This is a genomic window from Arthrobacter sp. 05L417 (assembly GCF_056397865.1).
Genome location: NZ_JBFTOG010000061.1, coordinates 1 through 18,153 on the forward strand (window position 1 = coordinate 1; position 18,153 = coordinate 18,153).

Annotated in this window: 22 protein-coding genes; 7 read left to right on the forward strand and 15 right to left on the reverse strand. The window is 61.9% G+C overall.

The genetic code is table 11. From position 1 onward, the window contains the following. The coding region (locus AC1DJW_RS25605; RefSeq protein ID WP_476902861.1) for an NAD-dependent epimerase/dehydratase family protein at nucleotides 1-161 on the reverse strand (161 nt) is incomplete at its 3' end. Nucleotides 162-216: 55 nt separating this feature from the next. Between AC1DJW_RS25605 and rfbA the strand changes: the two genes are divergently transcribed. Beyond that, the gene (gene rfbA, locus AC1DJW_RS25610; protein ID WP_459342982.1) at nucleotides 217-1,113 is read left to right on the forward strand and encodes a glucose-1-phosphate thymidylyltransferase RfbA; all 897 of its coding nucleotides are present in this window, start codon (nucleotides 217-219) and stop codon (nucleotides 1,111-1,113) included. A gap of 44 nt (nucleotides 1,114-1,157) precedes the next feature. On the opposite strand, the gene AC1DJW_RS25615 is transcribed toward rfbA, so the two are convergent. The 6 genes from AC1DJW_RS25615 to AC1DJW_RS25640 all read right to left on the reverse strand — a co-directional run bounded on the left by AC1DJW_RS25615 (nucleotide 1,158) and on the right by AC1DJW_RS25640 (nucleotide 5,648). After that, nucleotides 1,158-1,763, reverse strand: a complete 606-nt coding sequence (locus AC1DJW_RS25615; RefSeq protein WP_476902854.1) for a YdcF family protein — start codon at nucleotides 1,761-1,763, stop codon at nucleotides 1,158-1,160. 87 nt (nucleotides 1,764-1,850) lie between these two features. After that, entirely contained in the window at nucleotides 1,851-3,638 is a 1,788-nt protein-coding gene (locus tag AC1DJW_RS25620; protein ID WP_476902855.1) for a sensor histidine kinase, read from the reverse strand. Next, entirely contained in the window at nucleotides 3,635-4,294 is a 660-nt protein-coding gene (locus AC1DJW_RS25625) for a response regulator (protein WP_284755463.1), read from the reverse strand. Before AC1DJW_RS25625 ends, AC1DJW_RS25620 begins: the two co-directional genes overlap by 4 nt. Before the next feature lie 334 nt (nucleotides 4,295-4,628). Next, entirely contained in the window at nucleotides 4,629-4,967 is a 339-nt protein-coding gene (locus AC1DJW_RS25630) for a hypothetical protein (RefSeq protein ID WP_284755464.1), read from the reverse strand. Between the two features lie 42 nt (nucleotides 4,968-5,009). After that, complete coding sequence (locus tag AC1DJW_RS25635; RefSeq protein WP_284755466.1) at nucleotides 5,010-5,288, reverse strand: hypothetical protein; 279 nt, start codon at nucleotides 5,286-5,288, stop codon at nucleotides 5,010-5,012. A 27-nt stretch (nucleotides 5,289-5,315) separates the two neighbouring features. Then, nucleotides 5,316-5,648, reverse strand: coding sequence for a hypothetical protein (locus AC1DJW_RS25640; RefSeq protein WP_284755467.1), 333 nt, complete (start codon nucleotides 5,646-5,648; stop codon nucleotides 5,316-5,318). Between the two features lie 898 nt (nucleotides 5,649-6,546). On the opposite strand from AC1DJW_RS25640, the gene AC1DJW_RS25645 reads away from it, so the two are divergent. Continuing rightward, on the forward strand, nucleotides 6,547-7,122 hold the full coding sequence (locus AC1DJW_RS25645) for an NADPH-dependent F420 reductase (protein ID WP_476902856.1): 576 nt from the start codon (nucleotides 6,547-6,549) through the stop codon (nucleotides 7,120-7,122). Nucleotides 7,123-7,140: 18 nt separating this feature from the next. On the opposite strand, the gene AC1DJW_RS25650 is transcribed toward AC1DJW_RS25645, so the two are convergent. The 3 genes from AC1DJW_RS25650 to AC1DJW_RS25660 form a co-directional block, all read right to left on the reverse strand. Then, the gene (locus AC1DJW_RS25650) at nucleotides 7,141-7,371 is read right to left on the reverse strand and encodes a hypothetical protein (RefSeq protein ID WP_476902857.1); all 231 of its coding nucleotides are present in this window, start codon (nucleotides 7,369-7,371) and stop codon (nucleotides 7,141-7,143) included. 636 nt (nucleotides 7,372-8,007) lie between these two features. Then, complete coding sequence (locus tag AC1DJW_RS25655) at nucleotides 8,008-9,513, reverse strand: FAD-dependent oxidoreductase (RefSeq protein ID WP_390278316.1); 1,506 nt, start codon at nucleotides 9,511-9,513, stop codon at nucleotides 8,008-8,010. 189 nt (nucleotides 9,514-9,702) lie between these two features. Further along, a complete protein-coding gene (locus AC1DJW_RS25660) occupies nucleotides 9,703-10,809 on the reverse strand; it encodes an EAL domain-containing protein (protein ID WP_284755471.1) in 1,107 nt (368 codons plus the stop codon). A gap of 197 nt (nucleotides 10,810-11,006) precedes the next feature. Between AC1DJW_RS25660 and AC1DJW_RS25665 the strand changes: the two genes are divergently transcribed. Then, nucleotides 11,007-11,822 (forward strand): MBL fold metallo-hydrolase, encoded by an 816-nt coding sequence (locus AC1DJW_RS25665; RefSeq protein WP_284755472.1) that lies wholly within the window; start codon nucleotides 11,007-11,009, stop codon nucleotides 11,820-11,822. Here AC1DJW_RS25665 and AC1DJW_RS25670 read toward each other — a convergent pair. Genes AC1DJW_RS25670 through AC1DJW_RS25685 form a run of 4 tightly spaced genes read right to left on the reverse strand, consistent with a single transcriptional unit; the run spans nucleotide 11,819 to nucleotide 14,438 of the window. Continuing rightward, on the reverse strand, nucleotides 11,819-12,424 hold the full coding sequence (locus AC1DJW_RS25670; RefSeq protein WP_476902858.1) for a cation efflux transmembrane domain-containing protein: 606 nt from the start codon (nucleotides 12,422-12,424) through the stop codon (nucleotides 11,819-11,821). The genes AC1DJW_RS25665 and AC1DJW_RS25670 overlap by 4 nt on opposite strands. 24 nt (nucleotides 12,425-12,448) lie before the next feature. Further along, nucleotides 12,449-13,063 (reverse strand): cation efflux transmembrane domain-containing protein, encoded by a 615-nt coding sequence (locus tag AC1DJW_RS25675; protein ID WP_284755474.1) that lies wholly within the window; start codon nucleotides 13,061-13,063, stop codon nucleotides 12,449-12,451. After that, a complete protein-coding gene (locus tag AC1DJW_RS25680) occupies nucleotides 13,063-14,028 on the reverse strand; it encodes a cation diffusion facilitator family transporter (protein WP_284755476.1) in 966 nt (321 codons plus the stop codon). Before AC1DJW_RS25680 ends, AC1DJW_RS25675 begins: the two co-directional genes overlap by 1 nt. Beyond that, nucleotides 14,025-14,438 carry an ArsR/SmtB family transcription factor gene (locus AC1DJW_RS25685; protein ID WP_284755477.1) on the reverse strand — a complete coding sequence of 138 codons (414 nt, stop codon included), beginning with the start codon at nucleotides 14,436-14,438 and terminating at the stop codon, nucleotides 14,025-14,027. The genes AC1DJW_RS25680 and AC1DJW_RS25685 overlap by 4 nt, the downstream gene beginning before the upstream one ends. A gap of 145 nt (nucleotides 14,439-14,583) precedes the next feature. On the opposite strand from AC1DJW_RS25685, the gene AC1DJW_RS25690 reads away from it, so the two are divergent. The 3 genes from AC1DJW_RS25690 to AC1DJW_RS25700 all read left to right on the forward strand — a co-directional run bounded on the left by AC1DJW_RS25690 (nucleotide 14,584) and on the right by AC1DJW_RS25700 (nucleotide 16,123). Continuing rightward, nucleotides 14,584-14,730: a hypothetical protein gene (locus tag AC1DJW_RS25690; protein ID WP_459342960.1), complete on the forward strand. Its 147-nt coding sequence runs from the start codon at nucleotides 14,584-14,586 to the stop codon at nucleotides 14,728-14,730. Nucleotides 14,731-14,889: 159 nt separating this feature from the next. After that, nucleotides 14,890-15,840, forward strand: a complete 951-nt coding sequence (locus tag AC1DJW_RS25695) for a DUF2599 domain-containing protein (RefSeq protein ID WP_476902859.1) — start codon at nucleotides 14,890-14,892, stop codon at nucleotides 15,838-15,840. Nucleotides 15,841-15,859: 19 nt separating this feature from the next. Beyond that, nucleotides 15,860-16,123: a hypothetical protein gene (locus AC1DJW_RS25700; protein WP_390278341.1), complete on the forward strand. Its 264-nt coding sequence runs from the start codon at nucleotides 15,860-15,862 to the stop codon at nucleotides 16,121-16,123. A 143-nt stretch (nucleotides 16,124-16,266) separates the two neighbouring features. Here the strand turns inward: AC1DJW_RS25700 and AC1DJW_RS25705 are convergent, their stop codons facing one another. Continuing rightward, nucleotides 16,267-16,794, reverse strand: a complete 528-nt coding sequence (locus AC1DJW_RS25705; protein ID WP_476902860.1) for a MarR family winged helix-turn-helix transcriptional regulator — start codon at nucleotides 16,792-16,794, stop codon at nucleotides 16,267-16,269. A 110-nt stretch (nucleotides 16,795-16,904) separates the two neighbouring features. Here AC1DJW_RS25705 and lgt point away from each other — a divergent pair, with 110 nt between their 5' ends. Then, entirely contained in the window at nucleotides 16,905-17,789 is an 885-nt protein-coding gene (gene lgt / locus AC1DJW_RS25710) for a prolipoprotein diacylglyceryl transferase (protein ID WP_284755480.1), read from the forward strand. The last annotated feature ends 364 nt before the right edge of the window (nucleotides 17,790-18,153 follow it).

An 18,153-nucleotide genomic window follows, 5' to 3' on the forward strand; every position in this document is an offset into this window, starting at 1 on the left:
AAGGTGAGCCGCTCGCTCGGCAGGTGCGTGATCGACTCCAGGTTCCCGGCATAGGTGAGCTTGTCCAGCACCGTGACATGGTGGTCCGTGTTGGCGATGACGTAGTGGACAAAGTTTGAACCGATGAAGCCGGCGCCGCCGGTGACAAGTATTTTCCCCATGACGCATAACCTTACTGGTTTGCACAAATGCATACGAACCGGAATGATGCGCAGTATGCGAGGAATCATCTTGGCTGGGGGAACTGGTTCGCGTCTGCATCCGATTACCCACGGCATTAGCAAACAACTTGTCCCTGTCTACGACAAACCGATGATCTATTACCCACTGTCGACTTTGATCTTGGCCGGCATTCGGGACATCCTGATTATTACGACACCCCATGATGCCGAGCAGTTCCAGCGTCTGCTTGGAGACGGATCCCAGTTCGGTGTCAATCTCAGCTACGTTCAGCAGCCCTCTCCGGATGGCTTGGCTCAGGCCTTCACCCTTGGTGCGGAACACATTGGAGATGACAACGTCGCCCTGGTTCTGGGAGACAACATCTTTTATGGCCCTGGCATGGGCGCGCAACTGCGCCGATATTCCGAAATCGAGGGCGGTGCGGTGTTCGGCTACTGGGTGAAGGATCCCAAAGCCTATGGCGTTGTGGAATTCGACCTGGACGGGCGCGCCATCACTCTTGAGGAAAAGCCGAAGCAGCCCAAGAGTAATTACGCGGTGCCGGGCCTCTACTTTTATGACAACGAAGTGGTGGACATTGCGCGGAACCTAAAACCGTCGGCGCGCGGAGAACTTGAAATCACCGACGTCAACCGGACGTATCTCGATCGTGGCAAGCTGCAGGTCGAGGTTCTGCCGCGGGGGACTGCATGGCTTGACACCGGAACGTTTGATGACCTCAGCGACGCGTCGAACTTCATCAGGACCGTTGAGCACCGCCAAGGATTGAAAGTAGGAGCTCCAGAAGAAGTCGCTTGGCGCCTGGGTTTCCTTAGCGATGACGAGCTGCGCCAGCGGGCCGAACCACTCGTAAAGAGCGGCTACGGCGCGTACCTCCTTGGTCTATTGGAATCAAGGCAGCCTGACCCCAATGTGGGAGCTCTCCTCTAGCTCCTTAGCTCCCTGCTCTTTGACCTGCCGCCCGTCCCGGCACTTCAACAATCCGGGTGGATCGCAACCTTGACGAAGGCCGCGGTTTGATAGAGGTACTGGTAGGCCCAGGAATAGGTGGGCTTGGTCAAGGAGATGAGCGGCAAGTCCATCCGGTCGGCGACCATGCGCAGGTTTCCTGTGTAGCACCGGCTGACGATCACCCGGGCCCGCGTCACATGGAACTGGGCGGTGAGGACGTTCGCGCTCTTCCAGCCGTATTGGGCCGACAGGTCCCGTAGCGCCCTTGCTTCGCCCTGTGTGGTGAACGGATCGGGGTTGAAGCAGATAATCCGATAAGCGCGGTGATCGCCACATATCCCCGCTTCGAATCTGCCGTCTTTCCCTATGGGGCTTGAGACGGCAAGCGTTGGTGCGTACCCCCGCTGCATCAGCTTCTCGGCGTAGCCTATTCGACTATCGGGCGGCCCAAGCACGAAGAGCACATCCGCGTGTTTGGGTTGGTCCGCAGGCGGAGCCACATACAGAAAGATCCCGGCAACGGCCCAAAAGATCCCCAAGGCTGCAATGACGGCAAACGACCGAAAGAACAGACGGTTCTTTCGGGTAGGCAGGTTCGCCTGTGCTTCGTGATCGCGGAGAAGAGTCATACCGTCCTCGAGCCAATGCGGGATAGGGGCGGCAGCGCTGCACTGGATCCAAGACTACTATCTGCTGACGTGCCGTAGCTCTCGGGCTCACGCAAGAACAACCCGAAGGACCACGTTGTCGCCATCCTCGCTGAGTGTTACGTCCTTGGACAGTGCCTGAAGCGTCGTCATCCCGAGGCTGGGGCGGATCCGGCCTCGGATCCGGCCGGGGGAGCTGATGGATATGTGGATGGCTCCGGTGCGAGCCGCCGCGCCTGTCGGGAGGGGCTCGGGGGCCGACATTGTGACGCGGACATGGTTTCGTTCGCCGTGTCGGATGGCGTTGGTGAAGCCTTCTGAGAGCACTTCGATGACTGCCTCGGCCCTTGCGGGGTCCTCGTCGCATAAGGCCCACACTCCAGGGTCAATGTCGCATGCCAGCTTCAGCACGCGCCCCCAGGTACTTAGCAGGTCCTGGATACTGGATGCCCCGCGCCTCTCCTGCCCGGGCGAGTCGTCCAAGATCTCACTCTGCGCAGTAGCCACGGCACGCGTCAGGATGTTCCTGACGCGCTGCGGGGCAAGATCCTCTTCTGGGCAGTTCCCTCCGGAGGCAGCTAAGGCGAGGGCGCTCGAAACCAGGCTTCCCTGGAGGTTGGTGTGCAGAATCCTGGCGACCCTCCGGCGGGTGTGGAGCAGCTTTTGGTGCGCGCGGTCGGCTAGCTTGAGTTGCTCGTTTAGTGTGCGTGCCAACCTGACTTCATGCCGCCGTCGTTGGCGTTCGGCAGCTCGAAGGACCGCCACAGTGAGCGCCGTCAGCGGATAGGCCCAGACGGCGGACCAGTAGAAGAACGGGGCATAGCCGAACGCGCCCTGCAGCAGGCAGGTCACCGACGCGGCAGCTGCGGCCGTGCCCGCGTAGCAGAGGGTCATGGCGGAAATTCGCCGCAGGGGACTGGTAATCCTCCGCACGGTCCGGGCCGTCGCGGCGTTCCCGAGGAGCAAGATTGCCCCGCCGACAAGCCACTGAACCAGCAGGAAGAGGACGTCGTATTCCGCTAGTACACGCACTGCGATGAGCGATTCGAAGAGCAGGACAGGCAATCCGACCGGCGCAGCTTGGATCAAATGCGCCAGTCCCGGCGCGCGCTCCGCACGGGAAGCCGGCCGCGGAGGGACCGTCTCATGCGGCCAAGGTGTGTGGTCGTGGAAGAGCTGGTGGCTCATCGGGCGGACGACGCCATCGGAGATCGACCGCAGCAGGCGTGAGGCCTCGGATCTGTCGAGGGTTGTCGTCATCCGGGCAGCGAGGACCGCGTCAAGACGCTTAGAGAGCTCGGCGACATAGTCGGAACGGATCGAGCGCAAACGGTGCTCATCGAATCCGAGCTGCGCCTCGATCGCAGCCTGGGCAGCGCGGAGCCGGGGTTCGAGCACGGCGTGCCCGCGGATGGAGTCCGTCAGCATCGCGATCGCCGAGAGGAAGACCAGGGCCGCCCCGATGTTGATGAGGACGCGGGCCCAGAGATCTTCGCTGAGGTCTGCGATATTCAAGGCCTGGGCGGACCAAGCCACCAGGAGGGGGCGGCAGGCGCCCAGGAAAGCGAAGGTGCCGAACGCCGTCGCGATTCTGCCTTTGACGCTCGGGCGTGCCGTGATCAAGGGGCGAAGGAGTATCCCCACAAGACCAAGCACAACGTGCACCAGAAACACGATCGCCGTGCCGGAACCTTCCACGGCCGACGTGACCGATCCCGTCCCAGCGAGCGTGATCGATCCGGCGAACATGTTCATGACCGTCAGCGCCAAGGGCAAGGTCAGGAGCCACGACCAGACGCTCAAGGCATTGCTACTGCCGATACCCCGGGCCCAGAGCGCAGGGGAGCGGCTGATCATTTTTCGCTATCGACCGGGGCCGGCAACCCAAACGTACGCGCGTATAGCGTTGCCGCGGCAACCCGCGGATTGACGCCCGGACTCCGGTTCAGGCCAAGGGCCTCGAACGTGCGGGACACGGCCTTCTCCACGGAGCGCATGCTGCTTCCCCGTTGTTTGGCGATTTCAGCGTTCGACCAGCCCTCCGCGATCATGCGCAGGATATCCAGCTGTACCCGAGTCAGCGCGCCGATCTTCGCTGCGTCCGACGCCACAGCGGGAGTCACGGTGACAGGGAGCTCCACGAGGGTCGAGTTCACTGCACTGATGAGGCCTTCCACGGAGTCAAGGGACGCCTTGTTGACGAAGGTTGCTCCCGCCGGCAACTCAGAAAAGGGAGCTTCCGACGGATAGTTGGTGAGGAACACAATGGCGCACCCCGGGGAGAGCGACTTCACGACATGCGCCAGTTCGACGCCGTTGGGCCGGGTTCCCAGATCGATGTCCGTCACCAGGACATCGGGATCGACGGCGGCGAACATCGACAGAGCCTGGGACGCGGACGCGCAATCATGCACGTCGAATTCCGGGCCCCTCAAGGCTTCGGCAACAAGCCCGCGCATGAATGGTTGATCTTCGACAACCAGCACCCGCCGAACCCACCCCAGATCCCCCATGGTTGAAGGCTATCCGAGCGCGCCCGGTGATTCACCAGCGGCACCTGTTGGTTACGGCTCATGATGGATTACGACGGCGGTGCGCCGGCGGTACTCCTCGCGACGCCGGCTGCCGGTGGCGGCGTCTCAGTGGCGGAGAGCAATCGTCACAACGAAAATTGTGGCGGCAGCCAACACCCCTAATCCGACGTAGGACAGCTGCCGCTGAATCCTTCTTCGCCGCTCGCGTCGTTCATCCCTGGCCAGATATCCCGTTCTGAAGTTCCCCATGCCGGGAGGATATCGTCACTGAATTTCCGTTGGGTCCCGGGGTTCGGGTATTGCGACCGGGTCCTTACGCGTACTCGTCCTTCCCATGGTTGTTGAGAAGGTCCGTTCCTGAGCTAATTTTCATGGCCGGTAGGGGATCGGGAACAGACGTCCCAACAGACAGTGATGCGAGCAGAATTGCAGTGTTCATCACCAGAGCGGCCAGACTGACTAAGAGTGCTATGCGGTACGCCTGCTGACCGGTGCCGCGCTGGCCAGCAATCGCCCACACCAACACAAGCACGGACAGCGCAGCCCCCAGAAATGGATGCAGGACTGCCAAGACGCCCCCAATGACCCCGGCGATTACGCATAGTCGGGACAACAGGATGCCGCTTTCGGTACCGTTTAGGTTCGGGGTCATTTTGAAACTCCTGTCCAAACAGATTCCGGTTCCAAATGCTGCTTACTCGTCCTTCCCATGGTTGTTGAGAAGGTCCGGGATCTGGTTTCGAAGCATGTGTGCTGCGATGCCCAGAGCTATGAGTGATGCGCCCAGTGGGGCAAGCCCGAAGCGCACGACTGAACCGACGAGGCCTGTCAGCCATATACCGACGCCCGCGCCGGCTCCGCCTTGGAGGGAGATAAGCAGCGAAAGTAAGTTTGTGGCTAACGTTTCGAAGACGACTCCGCCCGCGCAGACAATCACGCCAATAATGAGCAGCCGGTTTCTTACCTGGACCACGCGACCCCCTATGTGACTAGTTGACTTCTACCTGAAATGTCCCGGAACACCTGCGTACACGACCATGGACTTGGCCATGAACGTGGGGTAGGCGAGAACGTTGTTCCAGGGGACACGGCTAGACCCGCTCTTCCCGCAACCGGTCCCGTACCAACGCTTCCAGAGTCCAAAGCTCCCGCCGTTGTAGCCCGTGTAGTACCCGGATCCCTGGGTGCACACGCCAAAGATGACGAGTGGCGCAACATTCCAACCGTAGTATTTTTCTGAAGCATGGTTGTAGGACGTTAGGCGCCGGATCTCGCCGCTCCAGCTACCTCCCACAGGAGCCCAGAAGTACGTGGAGTGGTCGATCGTCGCCATTGCACTCACTGATTGAAATGGCGGGGCCAAGATAGCGTCGCCTTTTTCTGGCGCGTTTGCCAATGCGTCAAGGTTGTCAAACTGAGAAGCGGGAAATTCGCCCGGTTTGAGGTGAAGATCCCTCGCAACTTCAGGAGTGACGATTAGCGACCCTTCGGCTTCGGTCGGCAACGGGTAAAATGTTGCCCCCCATCCTCCGCGGTCCCGACGGCGTTCCCGTCCATCACGTACACGCTGTCGTACTTATTGGCGATTTCATGCAGTGGACTGGCGCTTCGCCCGGGCGACAGCCCCTGATCCCAGGCGACAGACTGGACTCCACGACTGGTACCGGCTCGTATCGGCTGGTCTTCCCGTTCCTGGGGTGCCGTGTTCCTTTGGGCAGTACCTGCCTGTCCTGGCGCGGCAATAAAGATGGCCGCAATCAAAGAAAGACATGCCGTAGCTGAGGCAATAATATGTAGACGCTGCAAGGGAAACTCCTATTCATATAGGCGCCCCCTGAGACCCACAGCTTGCAAGGAATAATACGGCCTTTTTGCCTTTGTTGGAAGGGAAATTCGAACAAAGTCGGCCTATTTCAGTTCTTAAATTTGGCATTTGAAAAGGAGGATTAGCCTATGCCTCATGGTTACGACACGGGCCGCGAAGCCTTCCGACGGCCCGTGCGGGGGACTAGGATTCCGGAATGAAAGTTACGTTGCTCCGTGGGGAGGGCGATGGCTGGCCCGACTGCCCGCATCAATTCGTCGGTCGCTGCAATGATTGTCGGGATGCTGACCGAAATTCCCGTGGTGAACCAGGTGGCCGTGAGCCCGTAGGCCCCAGCGAATAGTCGGTGTGGAGCCTCCAAGGTGTTCTTTGTCGGTACTTGGTTCGAAATGAGTAGGTGGGATCCATGCGGATCACCGTGATTGGGCGGGGGCACGTCGGCGGTGCGCTGGCGCGACGTTGGACGGCTGCAGGCCACGACGTGACTGCGCTAGGCCGGGACGGCGGTGATGCCACAGGCGCCGACGTCGTGGTGGTCGCCATTCCGGGAGACTCGATCGCCGTCGGCTTGGCCAAGATTGCCGGCCTAGACGGTCAGGTGACAATCGATGCCAGCAATACCTTCGGCGATCGCCCGGCCGGCTACGACTCGATCGCCCAACAAGTCAAAGCGATGATTGGTGGGCCCACCGCTAAGGCCTTCAACACCAACTTCGCTTCAATCTATGACGCCGTCGATGCTGAGCCAATGCCACCGGGAACCCTCTTCGCGTCCGACGCCGATGCCCGCGAGGCGACCGAGCGCCTCATTCGGGACGCGGGATTCGAGCCGATACATCTTGGCGACCTGGGGAAGGCTCCGCTGCTGGAAAGTCTCATCACCCTGACGTCGACGCTCGACAGGGGAGACCTCGGTCCGTTCTTCTACCGCTTCAACCGCCCCGGTGAGCTGGCCGCGCGGTTAGGCCGCAACCCAAGCTGAGCGCCGTGGTGAGGCACTCTAGGAATGCGGCTCCCGGTAGGCGTGCGCCATCGGATCCTTACGATCGAGTTCGGCTGCGCGTGCACGCGCAGCCTTCTCACGCCGGTAAAGAACTACTTCATTGATCACGTACGAAACCAGAACCACCGATGGCAAGAGGATTCGAAGCCACAGGTCCCAATTGCTCATAAAAAGGATCGCCAGGGACATCATAAAGATCGGCGGATGCGCGTAGCTGTACCATTTCACGATTGACCTCCGCTGACATTCTCCGGCTCTACGTAAGGTCCGTGCTTGCCCGCCCATCCGAAACAGCCGATGAAAAGGGCCGCTGCAAAGACCGGAACGAGGTACCAGCCGAGTTCGCTCCCCCGGAGCAAAAGTGCAACATTGAATGTGATGATGGCACTGAACACAGGGAACGATGCGGCCCTCGCCCCAGACCGAATCACGTCGCGTCGCCATTGACCGTACAGGGCCGCGGTCGCAAGAAACCCCACGATGAGGCAACCGCCCAGAACGAGAAGGAGCGGAACAGGAGCGAACCCAACCACGAGTACCGTCGCGCCGAGCAACGCACTCAAAGTCAACCAGAATCTAGATCGCACGGTCATTAGTCCCTTGCCCAACCTGTTGGATTCCGAAACAGGACAGGACGGACCAGAAGTGCTCAGAATTTGGATCTCAAACAGGATCGGCGCCGGTCCTTAGGTTCAGAATAAGTGCCGGCATCTGCCACTGACTATCCGGTGGACAAGAAATGAGTGGTTGTATTAGAAAATTGAGTGTTCGAACGGCAATTTTTGTGAGTTCACCACCCGAACACTCAGGAGTTCTCCTCGTTCAATCACATCGAACGAGGAGAAATATCGAACACCGGGCCCTCTACTGCAGCTTGAACAAATTGTGCGTCGCCGGCCCCTCCAGCAGCTTGCCCGCGGCCGTGTACCGCGAGCCGTGCAGGGGGCAGTCCCAGGACTTTTCGGCGTCGTTCCAGTGCAGGATCCCACCCAGGTGGGCGCATTCCGCGGACACCCTGCACACCACGCCGTCCACCGTGCAGATTGCCGCGGGCTTCCCGTGGAAAAGCCCGGTGACGCCTGTGCCCTCGGCGGGGCTGGTTTCCTCCGTGATGGCGGGCTTCTCCTTCAGGGCTGCCTTGTCCCGGAAATTCTGCTGCTGTGTCTCTATGTTGAGCGAAATCGTCGACGCTGCTCCGCGGGGACCCGTGACCCGGCGATGGATCGTGTGGGCCCACTCCAGCTTTTCGCCACGGATATCAGCGGTGATGTCCAGCGCCGCCGCAACACCATTTGTCATGCCCCACTTGTTGTAGCCGGTGCCGAAGAAGATCTTCCCGTGGCCCCGTGGGAACCTGCCAAAGAACGGCATGAGATTACCGGCCTGGTAGTCCTGGGCAGCCCACGTGTGCGTGACCTCGGCACCCGGGTAATGCTGTTGGGCCCAGCCGAGCAGCTCGTTCACATGGACCTGCGTCGACGGCGCCCGGCCACCCGCATGACCGAACCCGCCCACCAAAAGCAACCTCCCGCCGTCGGGCATTGGATAGTCCCTCAGTGAGCGGGTGGGCGGCTCGGCGGAAAGGTACATTCCCGGTGGCGGGTTCACGCCGTCCGGCAGCCGCAGCGCGGCGGCATAGGAGCGATTCGGCCGCAGCTTCGCGAAGTAGAGCCCCCGGTTCAGGATCGGTGTCCCGGTGGCGAGCACCACGTAGCGCGCGGTGACCTCGCCCTTCCTGGTGACCACCGTCAGGGGATCGCCGTTGCGGACGTTCATGACGCGGATGCCCTCCACGATGCTGCCGCCGGCGGCCCGAACATCCACAGCCAGCGCATCCAGGACGTCCATGGGGTTGAATTGGGCCTGTTTCGCAAGCCGCAAGGCGGCGTCGACGTCGAAAGGCAGCCCCGTCTCGAGGGTGGACTTGACGTTGAGTCCGGCAGCCCGGCAAACGTTGGCTTCGGCGACGAGGTGTTCCGCGCCGGTGGGCGTGGTGGCGAAGGTGTAGGCATCCCGGTACTGGAAAGGCACGCCGCGGCCCTCGAGGTATTCGAGCAGCCACCTCTGGCCGGCCCTGTTCGCGTCAACATAGGCACGGACCACGTTCACCGAATACTGGTTCCGGAGCCTGGACAGCGTGGTGCCCTGGAGAAGGCTCAACTTGGCGGTGGTGTTACCGGTGTTGACCGCGCCGATATGGCGGGCCTCGAGGACCAGCACGTTGCTCCCGGTCCGCGCCAGCATGAGGGCCGTTGCCAGGCCAGTGAGTCCAGCGCCGACCACGACGGCGTCGTAACTGGTCCCGGGCGTGAATTCATCGGGGCTCGCAGCTGCGGAAGCATCGCGCGCGTCCAGCCACAGAGAAGTCATAGCGGTCTCACGTCCCTTCAGCCGGGCGCGGCCCACACCGGAATTAGCGTGCGGCGGCCCGGTAGTGCCAGAGAAGCAGAAGGCCGCAAGAGAAGCAATAGGGGAGCGCGGAGCATATCCAAGGGGTCCCGAAATCGAGGAAGATGGGCCGCCCCAAAACGCCCTGCCCCCTTCTTGGGAGCGGGTCTGTCAGCTCCGGTTCAGCCAGGTACGCAGGTTCCTGCCGCGACCTCCAAGGGAGGCGAGATGCCGGGCGCGCCCGCCCCACTTTGCCCAATCGCTAGGCTGGACCGAGGGCCGCCCAAGGTGATACCCCTGTCCGACGGTTACTCCCAGGCCCGCGAGAGTGGCGAGTTCGTCCTTGGTTTCGATGCGTTGGGCGGTCAAAGCCGCCCCGATCTCCCGCGCGAACCGGACCTCCGCTTGGACCAGTTCCTGCCGAAGGGGATCCTGGTTGAGGCCTGCGGTCAGCTTCCGGTCCAGCTTGATCATCTCCGGTTTAAGCCGAAGAATATGGCCGGCACCGGCGAAGAATGAACCGGAGTCTTCGATGGACAGGCGTACGCCGGCACTGCGCAGCGGAGCCACCACGGCGTCGAGCGAATCGGCCTGGTGCCGGGGGAACTCTCCGGAGATTTCGAGGATCACCCGGGATGCCGCCACCGGAGTCTGATCGAAAAGCACAGGAAGCCGCGGATCCAGGCAGACCTCGTGGGAAAGCTTCAACGCCACGAAAAGTTGCTGCGGCAGTTCCAGCGCGGCCTTAAGCCCCGACTCCAAGGCCGCGAACTCGAGATCCGTTCGGAGCCCCGTGTCCTCGGCTTCCGCGAACCAGTAATCGGCAGGGTCACCACTGTCCGTGACGAAGCGGGTCAAAGCCTCGGCGCCGACCACCGTGGACGTGGTGAGGTCGAAAACGGGCTGGAAGGCGGTCATCAACATCCCGTCCCTGAGGACCGCCTCAAGCCGGGGGCTGCTTGGGTGCTGGAACAAATCCACGTCCGGGTCGCCTTGAGGTTCCGGCTCGCCTTGCGGGGCCGGCTGTTCCGACCTGAGCGAAGACAAATGTTCCAGCAGCGCCTCTTCCGGACGCCCGGGGTGGGCAGCAATGTGCTGGCGAAGTTGCTCGCGCACAGCCTCCGTCGCCTGCGAAGAGTCAGACAAGACTTCCTCGATGATCTCCAGGACCTGGAGGCGCAGCCCACGCAACTGCTCGATGGGCGCCTCCACGTTCTCCGGGCTGGCCCGCATCCCGGCGTTGGTCAATGCAAGAAAAGACGGTTTCCGCGTCGACATGAAATCATTCCTTTGCCTTTAGCTCCGGCTGAGCCCGGACCTGCAAACTAAAGGGAATACTACAGCCGAACAAACCGGTCGTCCCGGATTGAAATGAAATCTTCATGGGGATGTAACGTGCTCCCGATCCTCCCAGCTCCGCGTGGGTAGAATCAAGGCCTGAACACTGCCGGAACGCATCTGAAGACGGAGAAACAATGTCAGCATGGCTCGAAGTCGGCCCTAACAACTATGTGTTGGAGACCGAAGGGTGCCTGCTCAACACGGGCCTCGTTGTAGGTACGGAACGAGCCATGGTGATCGACACCGGTTGCGGCCCCCGCCAAGGCCGGCAGATCCTCGCCGCAGTCCGCGAAAAGACCCAGCTGCCGCTGGTCGTCGTGAACACCCACGCCCATTACGACCACTACTTCGGCAACGCCGTTTTTGCCGACGACGGCGTCACCGAGTTTTGGGGGCACGTCAACTGTGCGGCCACAATCGACGACGACGGCGACCACCAGCGCCGCTTCGTCGCCGCCGCGGAACCGGAGATGGCCGCGGGCCAGGGTGACGCCGTCGAGATCGTCATTCCCAACGCGATCGTCAAGGACCAGCCCGTCCTGGTGGACCTCGGCGGCCTCACCGCCACGCTGTTCTATTTGGGCCGCGGCCACACCGACGGCGACCTCCTGGTAGGCACGCCCAGCACGCTCTACGCCGGTGACCTCGTGGAACAAGGTGCGCATCCCTCGTTCGAGGACGCCTACCCGGAGGACTGGGCCGACGCCCTCCGGCACATCTCGGCCCTGCGCCACCGTTACGAGTTCCTCATCCCCGGCCACGGGAAGCCCTGTAGCGACCAGTTCGTGAAGACGATGGCCGACACCATGTCCACAGCGGTAAGGCAAGCGAGGCAGTCGATCCGGGACACGCCGTCGGACGCTACCAAAGCGATCCCGGTGCTTCCCTACGGACCCGAGCAGTCACGCTGGTTCATCAAGCGGCTCCAGGAGACGCAAGCGCACCACTAAGGGGTGTGTCTGAAAGCGTGACTGGCTTCGCGGGCGGCGTAGTAGATGATCACGACGCCGGCCAGGGGATCCGCCCACCACCAGCCGAACAGGGCGTTAAGGGCGAGCCCGGCCAGCACCGCGCCGGCCAGGTAGGCGTCCACCAGGGTCACTTTTCCTTCCGCGCGGAGTACCGGATTGCCCAAGCGGTGCCCGGTGCGGATCTTGCCCCACGCCAGGGCGAGCATGACCACGAAAGTAAGGGATGTCCAGACGATGCCCAGGCCTGAGGTGGCGGGGCGGACGCCGGTGGCAAACACCACCGCCACTTGGATGAGCAGGTAGGCGCCGAGAACCGCGAAGGCCGTCCCTATCAACCGCATCGCGGGGGCTTCGCGCTCCTTGTGGGCGCCTTTGAGCTGCCACACCACCACGATCGACGCGAAGATCTCGATCAGGGAATCCAAGCCGAAACCGGCCAGTGCCGGGGACCCGGCTTGAATGGCCGCGGCTGCCAGGACGCCGAGGCCCACCACGTTCCAGCCCAGGGTCGCGTATTCCAGCCGCAGCCCGCGGCGCAACAGCCTTCCGGAGTCTGTGGTTGGGGTTTCAATGCTGGCCATGGGGTGTCCGTTTCCTTGAGTGCGTTAGCAGCAGTCTTCACCCTTCCACGCTTCTCGGCCTTCTTTGACGGCGACGGCGGCGATGATGAGGCCGATGACGGGGTCAAGCCACCACGCGCCGAAGAGTGCATTGCCGGCCAGACCGATCAGCACAGCGGCAGCCGTGGCGGCGCAGAGCAGGTTCTGGGTTCCTTCCCCGGCGGTGGCTCCGGAGTTCAGCCTCGCACCGAGGCGCTGCTTGGCGATACCGAGGACAGGCATGATCACCAAGCTTGCCGCGGTGAGCACGATGCCCAGGATGCTGTTCTCGGCCCGGTGTCCCGTGGCCAGGTCGATGACCGACTGGATTCCGATGTAGGGGGCGAGGAGCCAGAAACTGATCGCGACGGCCTTTTGTGCGCGGCCTTCGGCGGTTTCGGACAGGGTGCGGGATCCGGTGAACCGCCAGATGACGATGATGCTCGCCAGGCCCTCGACGGCGGAGCTGAGCGCCCAGCCGATCAGGGACACGGAGCCTGCGGTGCCGCCGGCAACAAGGCCGAGGGCTCCCTCCAGGAGCATCCAGATGAGGCTGAACCAGGACAGCAGCCGGACGGTGCGGGCGTCCTTGATCCAGGACCGGGGCGGGGCAGTTGTCATCAGTGGGTTCCGGTTTCGTGGACCGCGTGGCCGGCGGGTTCGAGCTGGAAGGTGGAGTGTTCGACGTCGAAATGACCGGTCAGGCAGTTCTGCAGCTGGTCAAGAATGAGCGGTGCATGCCCGTCGTGGAAGCAGCTCTCGTCCAGGACAACGTGCGCGGAGAGGGCGGGAAGGTCCGAGGTGACTGTCCAGACGTGCAGGTCGTGGACGTCGTGCACGTGCCCGGTTTCGAGGAGGTGTTCCCTGACCTGGTCCAGGTCAACACCTTCCGGCGCGCCTTCCAGGAGGATCCTCCCGGAGTCCCGCAGCAGCCCCCATGCGGCGTGCAGCATCAGGCCCACCACGATGAGGGAAGCGATCGCGTCCGCACGGGCAAAACCGGTGGTCAGGACGACGAGCCCGGCGATCGCCGTCGCAATGAATCCGTACAGGTCGGTCAGGATGTGCTGGAAGGACCCTTCCACGTTCAGGCTGGACCGGTTGGCTTTGGCCAGCACCCACACCGCAACCAGGTTCACGATGACCCCGAGGATCGCGACCACCAGTACAGGGCCGCCCTCGACCGGTGGCGGATCGATGAGACGATGGATGGCCTCGACGGCCACAAGGGCGCTGATGACCAGCAACGTGATTCCATTGGCGGCCGCGGACAGGATTTCCGCGCGCTTGAATCCGAACGTCCAGATTCCCCGCGCAGGGCGGGCCGCGAGGCTGATCGCCCACAGCGAGGCGGCGATCGCTCCGGCGTCGGTAAGCATATGCCCGGCGTCCGAAAGCAGCGCCAGCGAGCCGGAAACGACGGCGACAATCACCTCGACGATCATGAACCCGACAATCAGCGCTAACGCGATAACCAGATAGCGCCGGTCCGCGTTCGCTGCTATTGCGTGGCTGTGGGCATGGTGTTTGGCTGGGTTGCCCGCAGTGTCGTGGGGATGGTGGTGGGCTTCGTGGTGGGTGCTCATTGGCCACCGTCCTTCTTGGCCGTGCGCTCGGGATGGACGGCGACGGTGTGTCCGGTGTGGGTCAAGCCCAAGTCCAGGAGCATCCGCACGTGCGCATCGTCCAGCCGGTAGTAGGCCATCCGGCCGCGCCTCGAAACGGAAACCACCCGGTGGGCGCGCAGCAGCCGCAACGCATGGCTGACAGCGCTCTCGGTCATCGCCGTCGTCGCTGCGAGGTCGCAGACGCACAGTTCCCCGCCTTCCAGCAACGATGTCAACAGCCGCAAACGCCCCGGATCGCCGAGCAGCGAGAACACATCCGCCAGCTCGGCAATGTCATGATCCGAGGGCAGGGCTGCCCGGACGAGTTCGACCTTGTCGGGGTCGACAAGTTTCACACCGCATTCATCGGCGGCTTCACGAACAGCCACGGGACCTCCAACATCTGAACAACTATTCAGACGTCAGTATAAGCGGAAGGGACACGATACCCAGCCAGCGGCTGCAAGCTGGGAACTTCCTAACAGTTATCCCCCTTGTTGCCTGAGCGAAACAATCGCGGCGTACGCTGCCCGTATGGGGAACAAAATGATGATTGGGCTGTCGGCTCGTGAGTCGAAGCGGGAAATTCGGAAGCAGCGCCTTCAGATGCTTGCGTACGTGGGGCTGGCGATCCTCGCTGTAGCGACCGTGGCCGTCGTCGTCATAGCGCTGCGACGCTAGTGGGCTGGGCTGCGGCCAATACGAAAGTTTCGCCGATGGTGGACTCAATCTTCGCTATTTGGAGGTACTCAGAGGCCATCGGGGCTGATATTTTCCTGTGTACTCATTCGGTGCAAACCCAAAGAAAAGGATGAGAGCTGCACAATAATTGGGGGAAATATGAAGCTATATAGAACGATTTCATCCCTGACTACCGGAATCGCGGTCCTTGCTCTATTGCTCGAACAGCCAGGACCTGCATCGGCTTCGACAGCCGGACAAGGCTCCGACGCGTTCGCGGTTATCGCGGCTGCCTCGCCCAGCATAAAGTCACTGACACAAAACCGTAATGGTCCACATTCAGTCAAAATTCCTGCCAACTCCTCCGGTTTGGTCGAAGTGACCGGCCGAAGCGGGAAGTCTCTTTCGTTCGGACTTCCTTTTCCAGAGAGGGCAGCTGAGGCACGATCGATTGGGAAGGGCCTGGTTGCCTTTGACAACGGGAATGGTTCGACCACTGTTCCTGTCCCGCAGTCCGACGATTCACTTGCTGTCCACACGATCATTGAGTCCGCTGATGCACCTTCCCGGTACGCCTACGACATTGGGCTTCAGAGTGCGGGCAAGATGAAGGTCAACGAAGATGGAAGTGTTTCGATTATTGGCTCGGACGGCGCCTTTCTGGGTGGTTTCGCGAAACCTTGGGCCACCGATGCTGCCGGAGTATCAGTTCCCACTCGATACGAAGTACATGGCCGAAAGCTCATTCAGGTGGTGGCTCACTCAGACCCAAAGATTCAGTATCCGGTCGTGGCAGATCCCTGGCTCGGGATTGACTTGATCTCTGGCCTCCCTTGGATTACCTACACCCCAAGGGGTGGTGTTGTGAATCTCAATCCCACCCCTTGGGGAAGGCAGTTCAACGGCTTACCAACCCACAACGCGCACGTCGACGAGTTACGTACCAAGTTGAACAGGGTTGGCTGGAACCTGACCCCGACCATCCAAGAGCAATACCTGTGCCACGTCGTTGGAAACGTTTTCGAGGGCGGCACCTATCACCTCGAATCCTGGCGCCCGGTGATGTACTGGGGCGCCCAATTGAACCTAACCTATAGGTGCAATCCCTGATGGTCTTGAGGTTGGGAACGTGAATATGTCCAAAGCGATGAAACTACTCTTCATAGTCGCCGTAGTGCTAGGAGCTGTCGCCATCCTGGTTGTTGGTTACATCTGGATCGGTTCGGCGGTATTTGGCCTCAACACTTCACGGCTCGACCCCACGCAAGGGCCATCCTGGCCAATGGACGTGATTGTCTGGTCAATGGGCGGCGCGCTTTTTGCCCTGATGGGGGGAATCGTCCTGGCGGTGATCAGCGCGCATCGGACGCCCCATCCTCCGGACCGCCGGTAACTCCATCATGAACACTCACGCTGGTTCATCGACCTAGAGCGAACTGGCAGTAAATGCCCTCTGGGGGCGATGTTGAGGGCATCAGCTGCCAGTTCGCGCTCGGGGAAGAGGATGGCAACCGCGAGTCTTGCTAAGCGGATCCCTTACGGTCGTGTCCCGTGTTGTCGGTCCTGGTCCCGGTCCTGGCTCTTGTCGTCGGATTCCAGCAGGGCCGCGAGGGCGGCCAGTGCAGGGACGGCGTTTTCTATTGCATTCCGGTAGGCCCTCGGGAGCCGTTCGAGGGCTTGCCCGAGTCGCCTGTCGTTGGCGGCCTGCCATGCTGCCAATATCTCCGTGCCGCTCTGTGTCAGGCTCAGGTTCGCGGCCCTCCGGTCACCAGGCCGGGGGGTGCGCTCCACCAGACCTGTGGTCACCATTTGCTGAACCAGGTTGCTGACCGTGTTGGTGGCAAGCCGTTGACGGTCAGCGAGGTCGCTGACACCTATCCCGGGCTCCTCGGCGAGCCGTTGCATTACCTCTACTTGGGCCATGGGAAGGGACTCCCAAGGGACCCCCTGCCGCACGCTGGAGCGCAGGACCCGTCGCAGGCGCGCTATCACGCCGGTCAGCGACCAGGCATCGGCGCCCGTGTAGTCACGGACCGGGGGTTCGGTGGCGGAGGCGGTTTTCATTGCATTTAGCCTATCCCGATAGTCCCCTTATAGAATAGTTCTGTAACCGAACAACTTACTTCAAGCGCAGCCCCGTCCCGCCGTCGCCCGTACCTTCCAGACAGGAGTCCATGGCCTCCATGACTGCCAGCGATTCATTCCTTCCGTCGCCGACCGTGAGCGCCTTTCACGTGGGTCCCTTGACCATCCATTTCTACGCCCTGTGTATCCTGGCCGGGATCGCGGTGGCCGTCTGGCTCACTTCCCGACGTTGGACCGCCCGGGGCGGCCAGGACGGGCAGGTTCTGGACATTTGCCTCTGGGCGGTGCCCGCAGGAATCATCGGGGGCCGGATCTACCACGTCATCACCGACCCTGAGCTCTACTTCCTTCCAGGGAAGAATCCGTGGAATGCCTTTGCCATCTGGGATGGCGGCCTGGGGATCTGGGGCGCCGTGGCCTTGGGCGTAGCGGGGGCGTGGATCGGCTGCCGGAGAGCGAAGGTCTCCTTGCTTGCGTTCCTGGACGCCGTGGCGCCGGGGGTGGTTTTTGCCCAGGCCCTGGGCCGGTGGGGTAACTGGTTCAACAACGAGCTCTACGGGGATCCGACGACCCTTCCGTGGAAACTCCAGATCCATCAGATGGACCCTGCCACCGGGTCAGCGGTGACCGATCCCTCGGGTGCCCCGGTGGTCCTTGGCTATTTCCAGCCCACGTTCCTCTACGAATCGCTGTGGTGCGTCGTCGTCGGGCTTCTTCTTTTGTATGTGGACCGGCGCTTTACCCTCGGGGCGGGAAGCGTGTTCTCCCTGTACGTTGCCGGGTACACGGCGGGACGCTTCGCTTTTGAACTGATGCGCTCCGACTATGCCAACCTGATTCTGGGGCTCCGGGTGAACACCTGGGTTGCCGGCCTGATCTTCCTCGCGGGTGCCGTCGCGTTTGCCCTGCTGTTCCGGCGCAGACGCTCGATGGCCGTGCCGGGGGACTCCGCCCGCACTCCTCTGAACCGCTGACGACAGGCAGCTGAACTGCCGGTGGCCGGCGGGCTCACCGGTTACTGAGCCGGTGCGGGCTACTCGTTTCCGCTACCTGGTGTCTTGGGGATTTTGTCTGTCACCACTCGAAGACTACTTGATGGAATCTTTAAGCAATCTTGAACCGAAGCTTGGGGAATCCTTGCGGCTTCCTGAAAAACCTGCCGGAAAGTAGTGGTCATCGGACAGCAAAGGTCCCGGTCTCACGGGCTTCAAGAAACGGAAATTTCATCATGGGTCTCAACCTGAAAACCACCACCGGTAAAGTCATTGCTTCCCTGGCCCTGGTCGGCACAGCTGCCGGCGTGGCGGGACTGGGAACCTACGGTGCCTTCACCTCCAG

What these genes read in the sequence shown, in the direction of transcription:
- rfbA (WP_459342982.1), top strand. Translation starts at nt 217, where the DNA reads ATGCGAGGAATCATCTTGGCTGGGGGAACTGGTTCGCGTCTGCATCCG.
- AC1DJW_RS25615 (WP_476902854.1), bottom strand. Translation starts at nt 1,763, where the DNA reads ATGACTCTTCTCCGCGATCACGAAGCACAGGCGAACCTGCCTACCCGA.
- AC1DJW_RS25620 (WP_476902855.1), bottom strand. Translation starts at nt 3,638, where the DNA reads ATGATCAGCCGCTCCCCTGCGCTCTGGGCCCGGGGTATCGGCAGTAGC.
- AC1DJW_RS25625 (WP_284755463.1), bottom strand. Translation starts at nt 4,294, where the DNA reads ATGGGGGATCTGGGGTGGGTTCGGCGGGTGCTGGTTGTCGAAGATCAA.
- AC1DJW_RS25630 (WP_284755464.1), bottom strand. Translation starts at nt 4,967, where the DNA reads ATGACCCCGAACCTAAACGGTACCGAAAGCGGCATCCTGTTGTCCCGA.
- AC1DJW_RS25640 (WP_284755467.1), bottom strand. Translation starts at nt 5,648, where the DNA reads ATGGCGACGATCGACCACTCCACGTACTTCTGGGCTCCTGTGGGAGGT.
- AC1DJW_RS25645 (WP_476902856.1), top strand. Translation starts at nt 6,547, where the DNA reads ATGCGGATCACCGTGATTGGGCGGGGGCACGTCGGCGGTGCGCTGGCG.
- AC1DJW_RS25655 (WP_390278316.1), bottom strand. Translation starts at nt 9,513, where the DNA reads ATGACTTCTCTGTGGCTGGACGCGCGCGATGCTTCCGCAGCTGCGAGC.
- AC1DJW_RS25660 (WP_284755471.1), bottom strand. Translation starts at nt 10,809, where the DNA reads ATGTCGACGCGGAAACCGTCTTTTCTTGCATTGACCAACGCCGGGATG.
- AC1DJW_RS25665 (WP_284755472.1), top strand. Translation starts at nt 11,007, where the DNA reads ATGTCAGCATGGCTCGAAGTCGGCCCTAACAACTATGTGTTGGAGACC.
- AC1DJW_RS25670 (WP_476902858.1), bottom strand. Translation starts at nt 12,424, where the DNA reads ATGGCCAGCATTGAAACCCCAACCACAGACTCCGGAAGGCTGTTGCGC.
- AC1DJW_RS25675 (WP_284755474.1), bottom strand. Translation starts at nt 13,063, where the DNA reads ATGACAACTGCCCCGCCCCGGTCCTGGATCAAGGACGCCCGCACCGTC.
- AC1DJW_RS25680 (WP_284755476.1), bottom strand. Translation starts at nt 14,028, where the DNA reads ATGAGCACCCACCACGAAGCCCACCACCATCCCCACGACACTGCGGGC.
- AC1DJW_RS25690 (WP_459342960.1), top strand. Translation starts at nt 14,584, where the DNA reads ATGGGGAACAAAATGATGATTGGGCTGTCGGCTCGTGAGTCGAAGCGG.
- AC1DJW_RS25695 (WP_476902859.1), top strand. Translation starts at nt 14,890, where the DNA reads ATGAAGCTATATAGAACGATTTCATCCCTGACTACCGGAATCGCGGTC.
- AC1DJW_RS25705 (WP_476902860.1), bottom strand. Translation starts at nt 16,794, where the DNA reads ATGAAAACCGCCTCCGCCACCGAACCCCCGGTCCGTGACTACACGGGC.
- lgt (WP_284755480.1), top strand. Translation starts at nt 16,905, where the DNA reads ATGGCCTCCATGACTGCCAGCGATTCATTCCTTCCGTCGCCGACCGTG.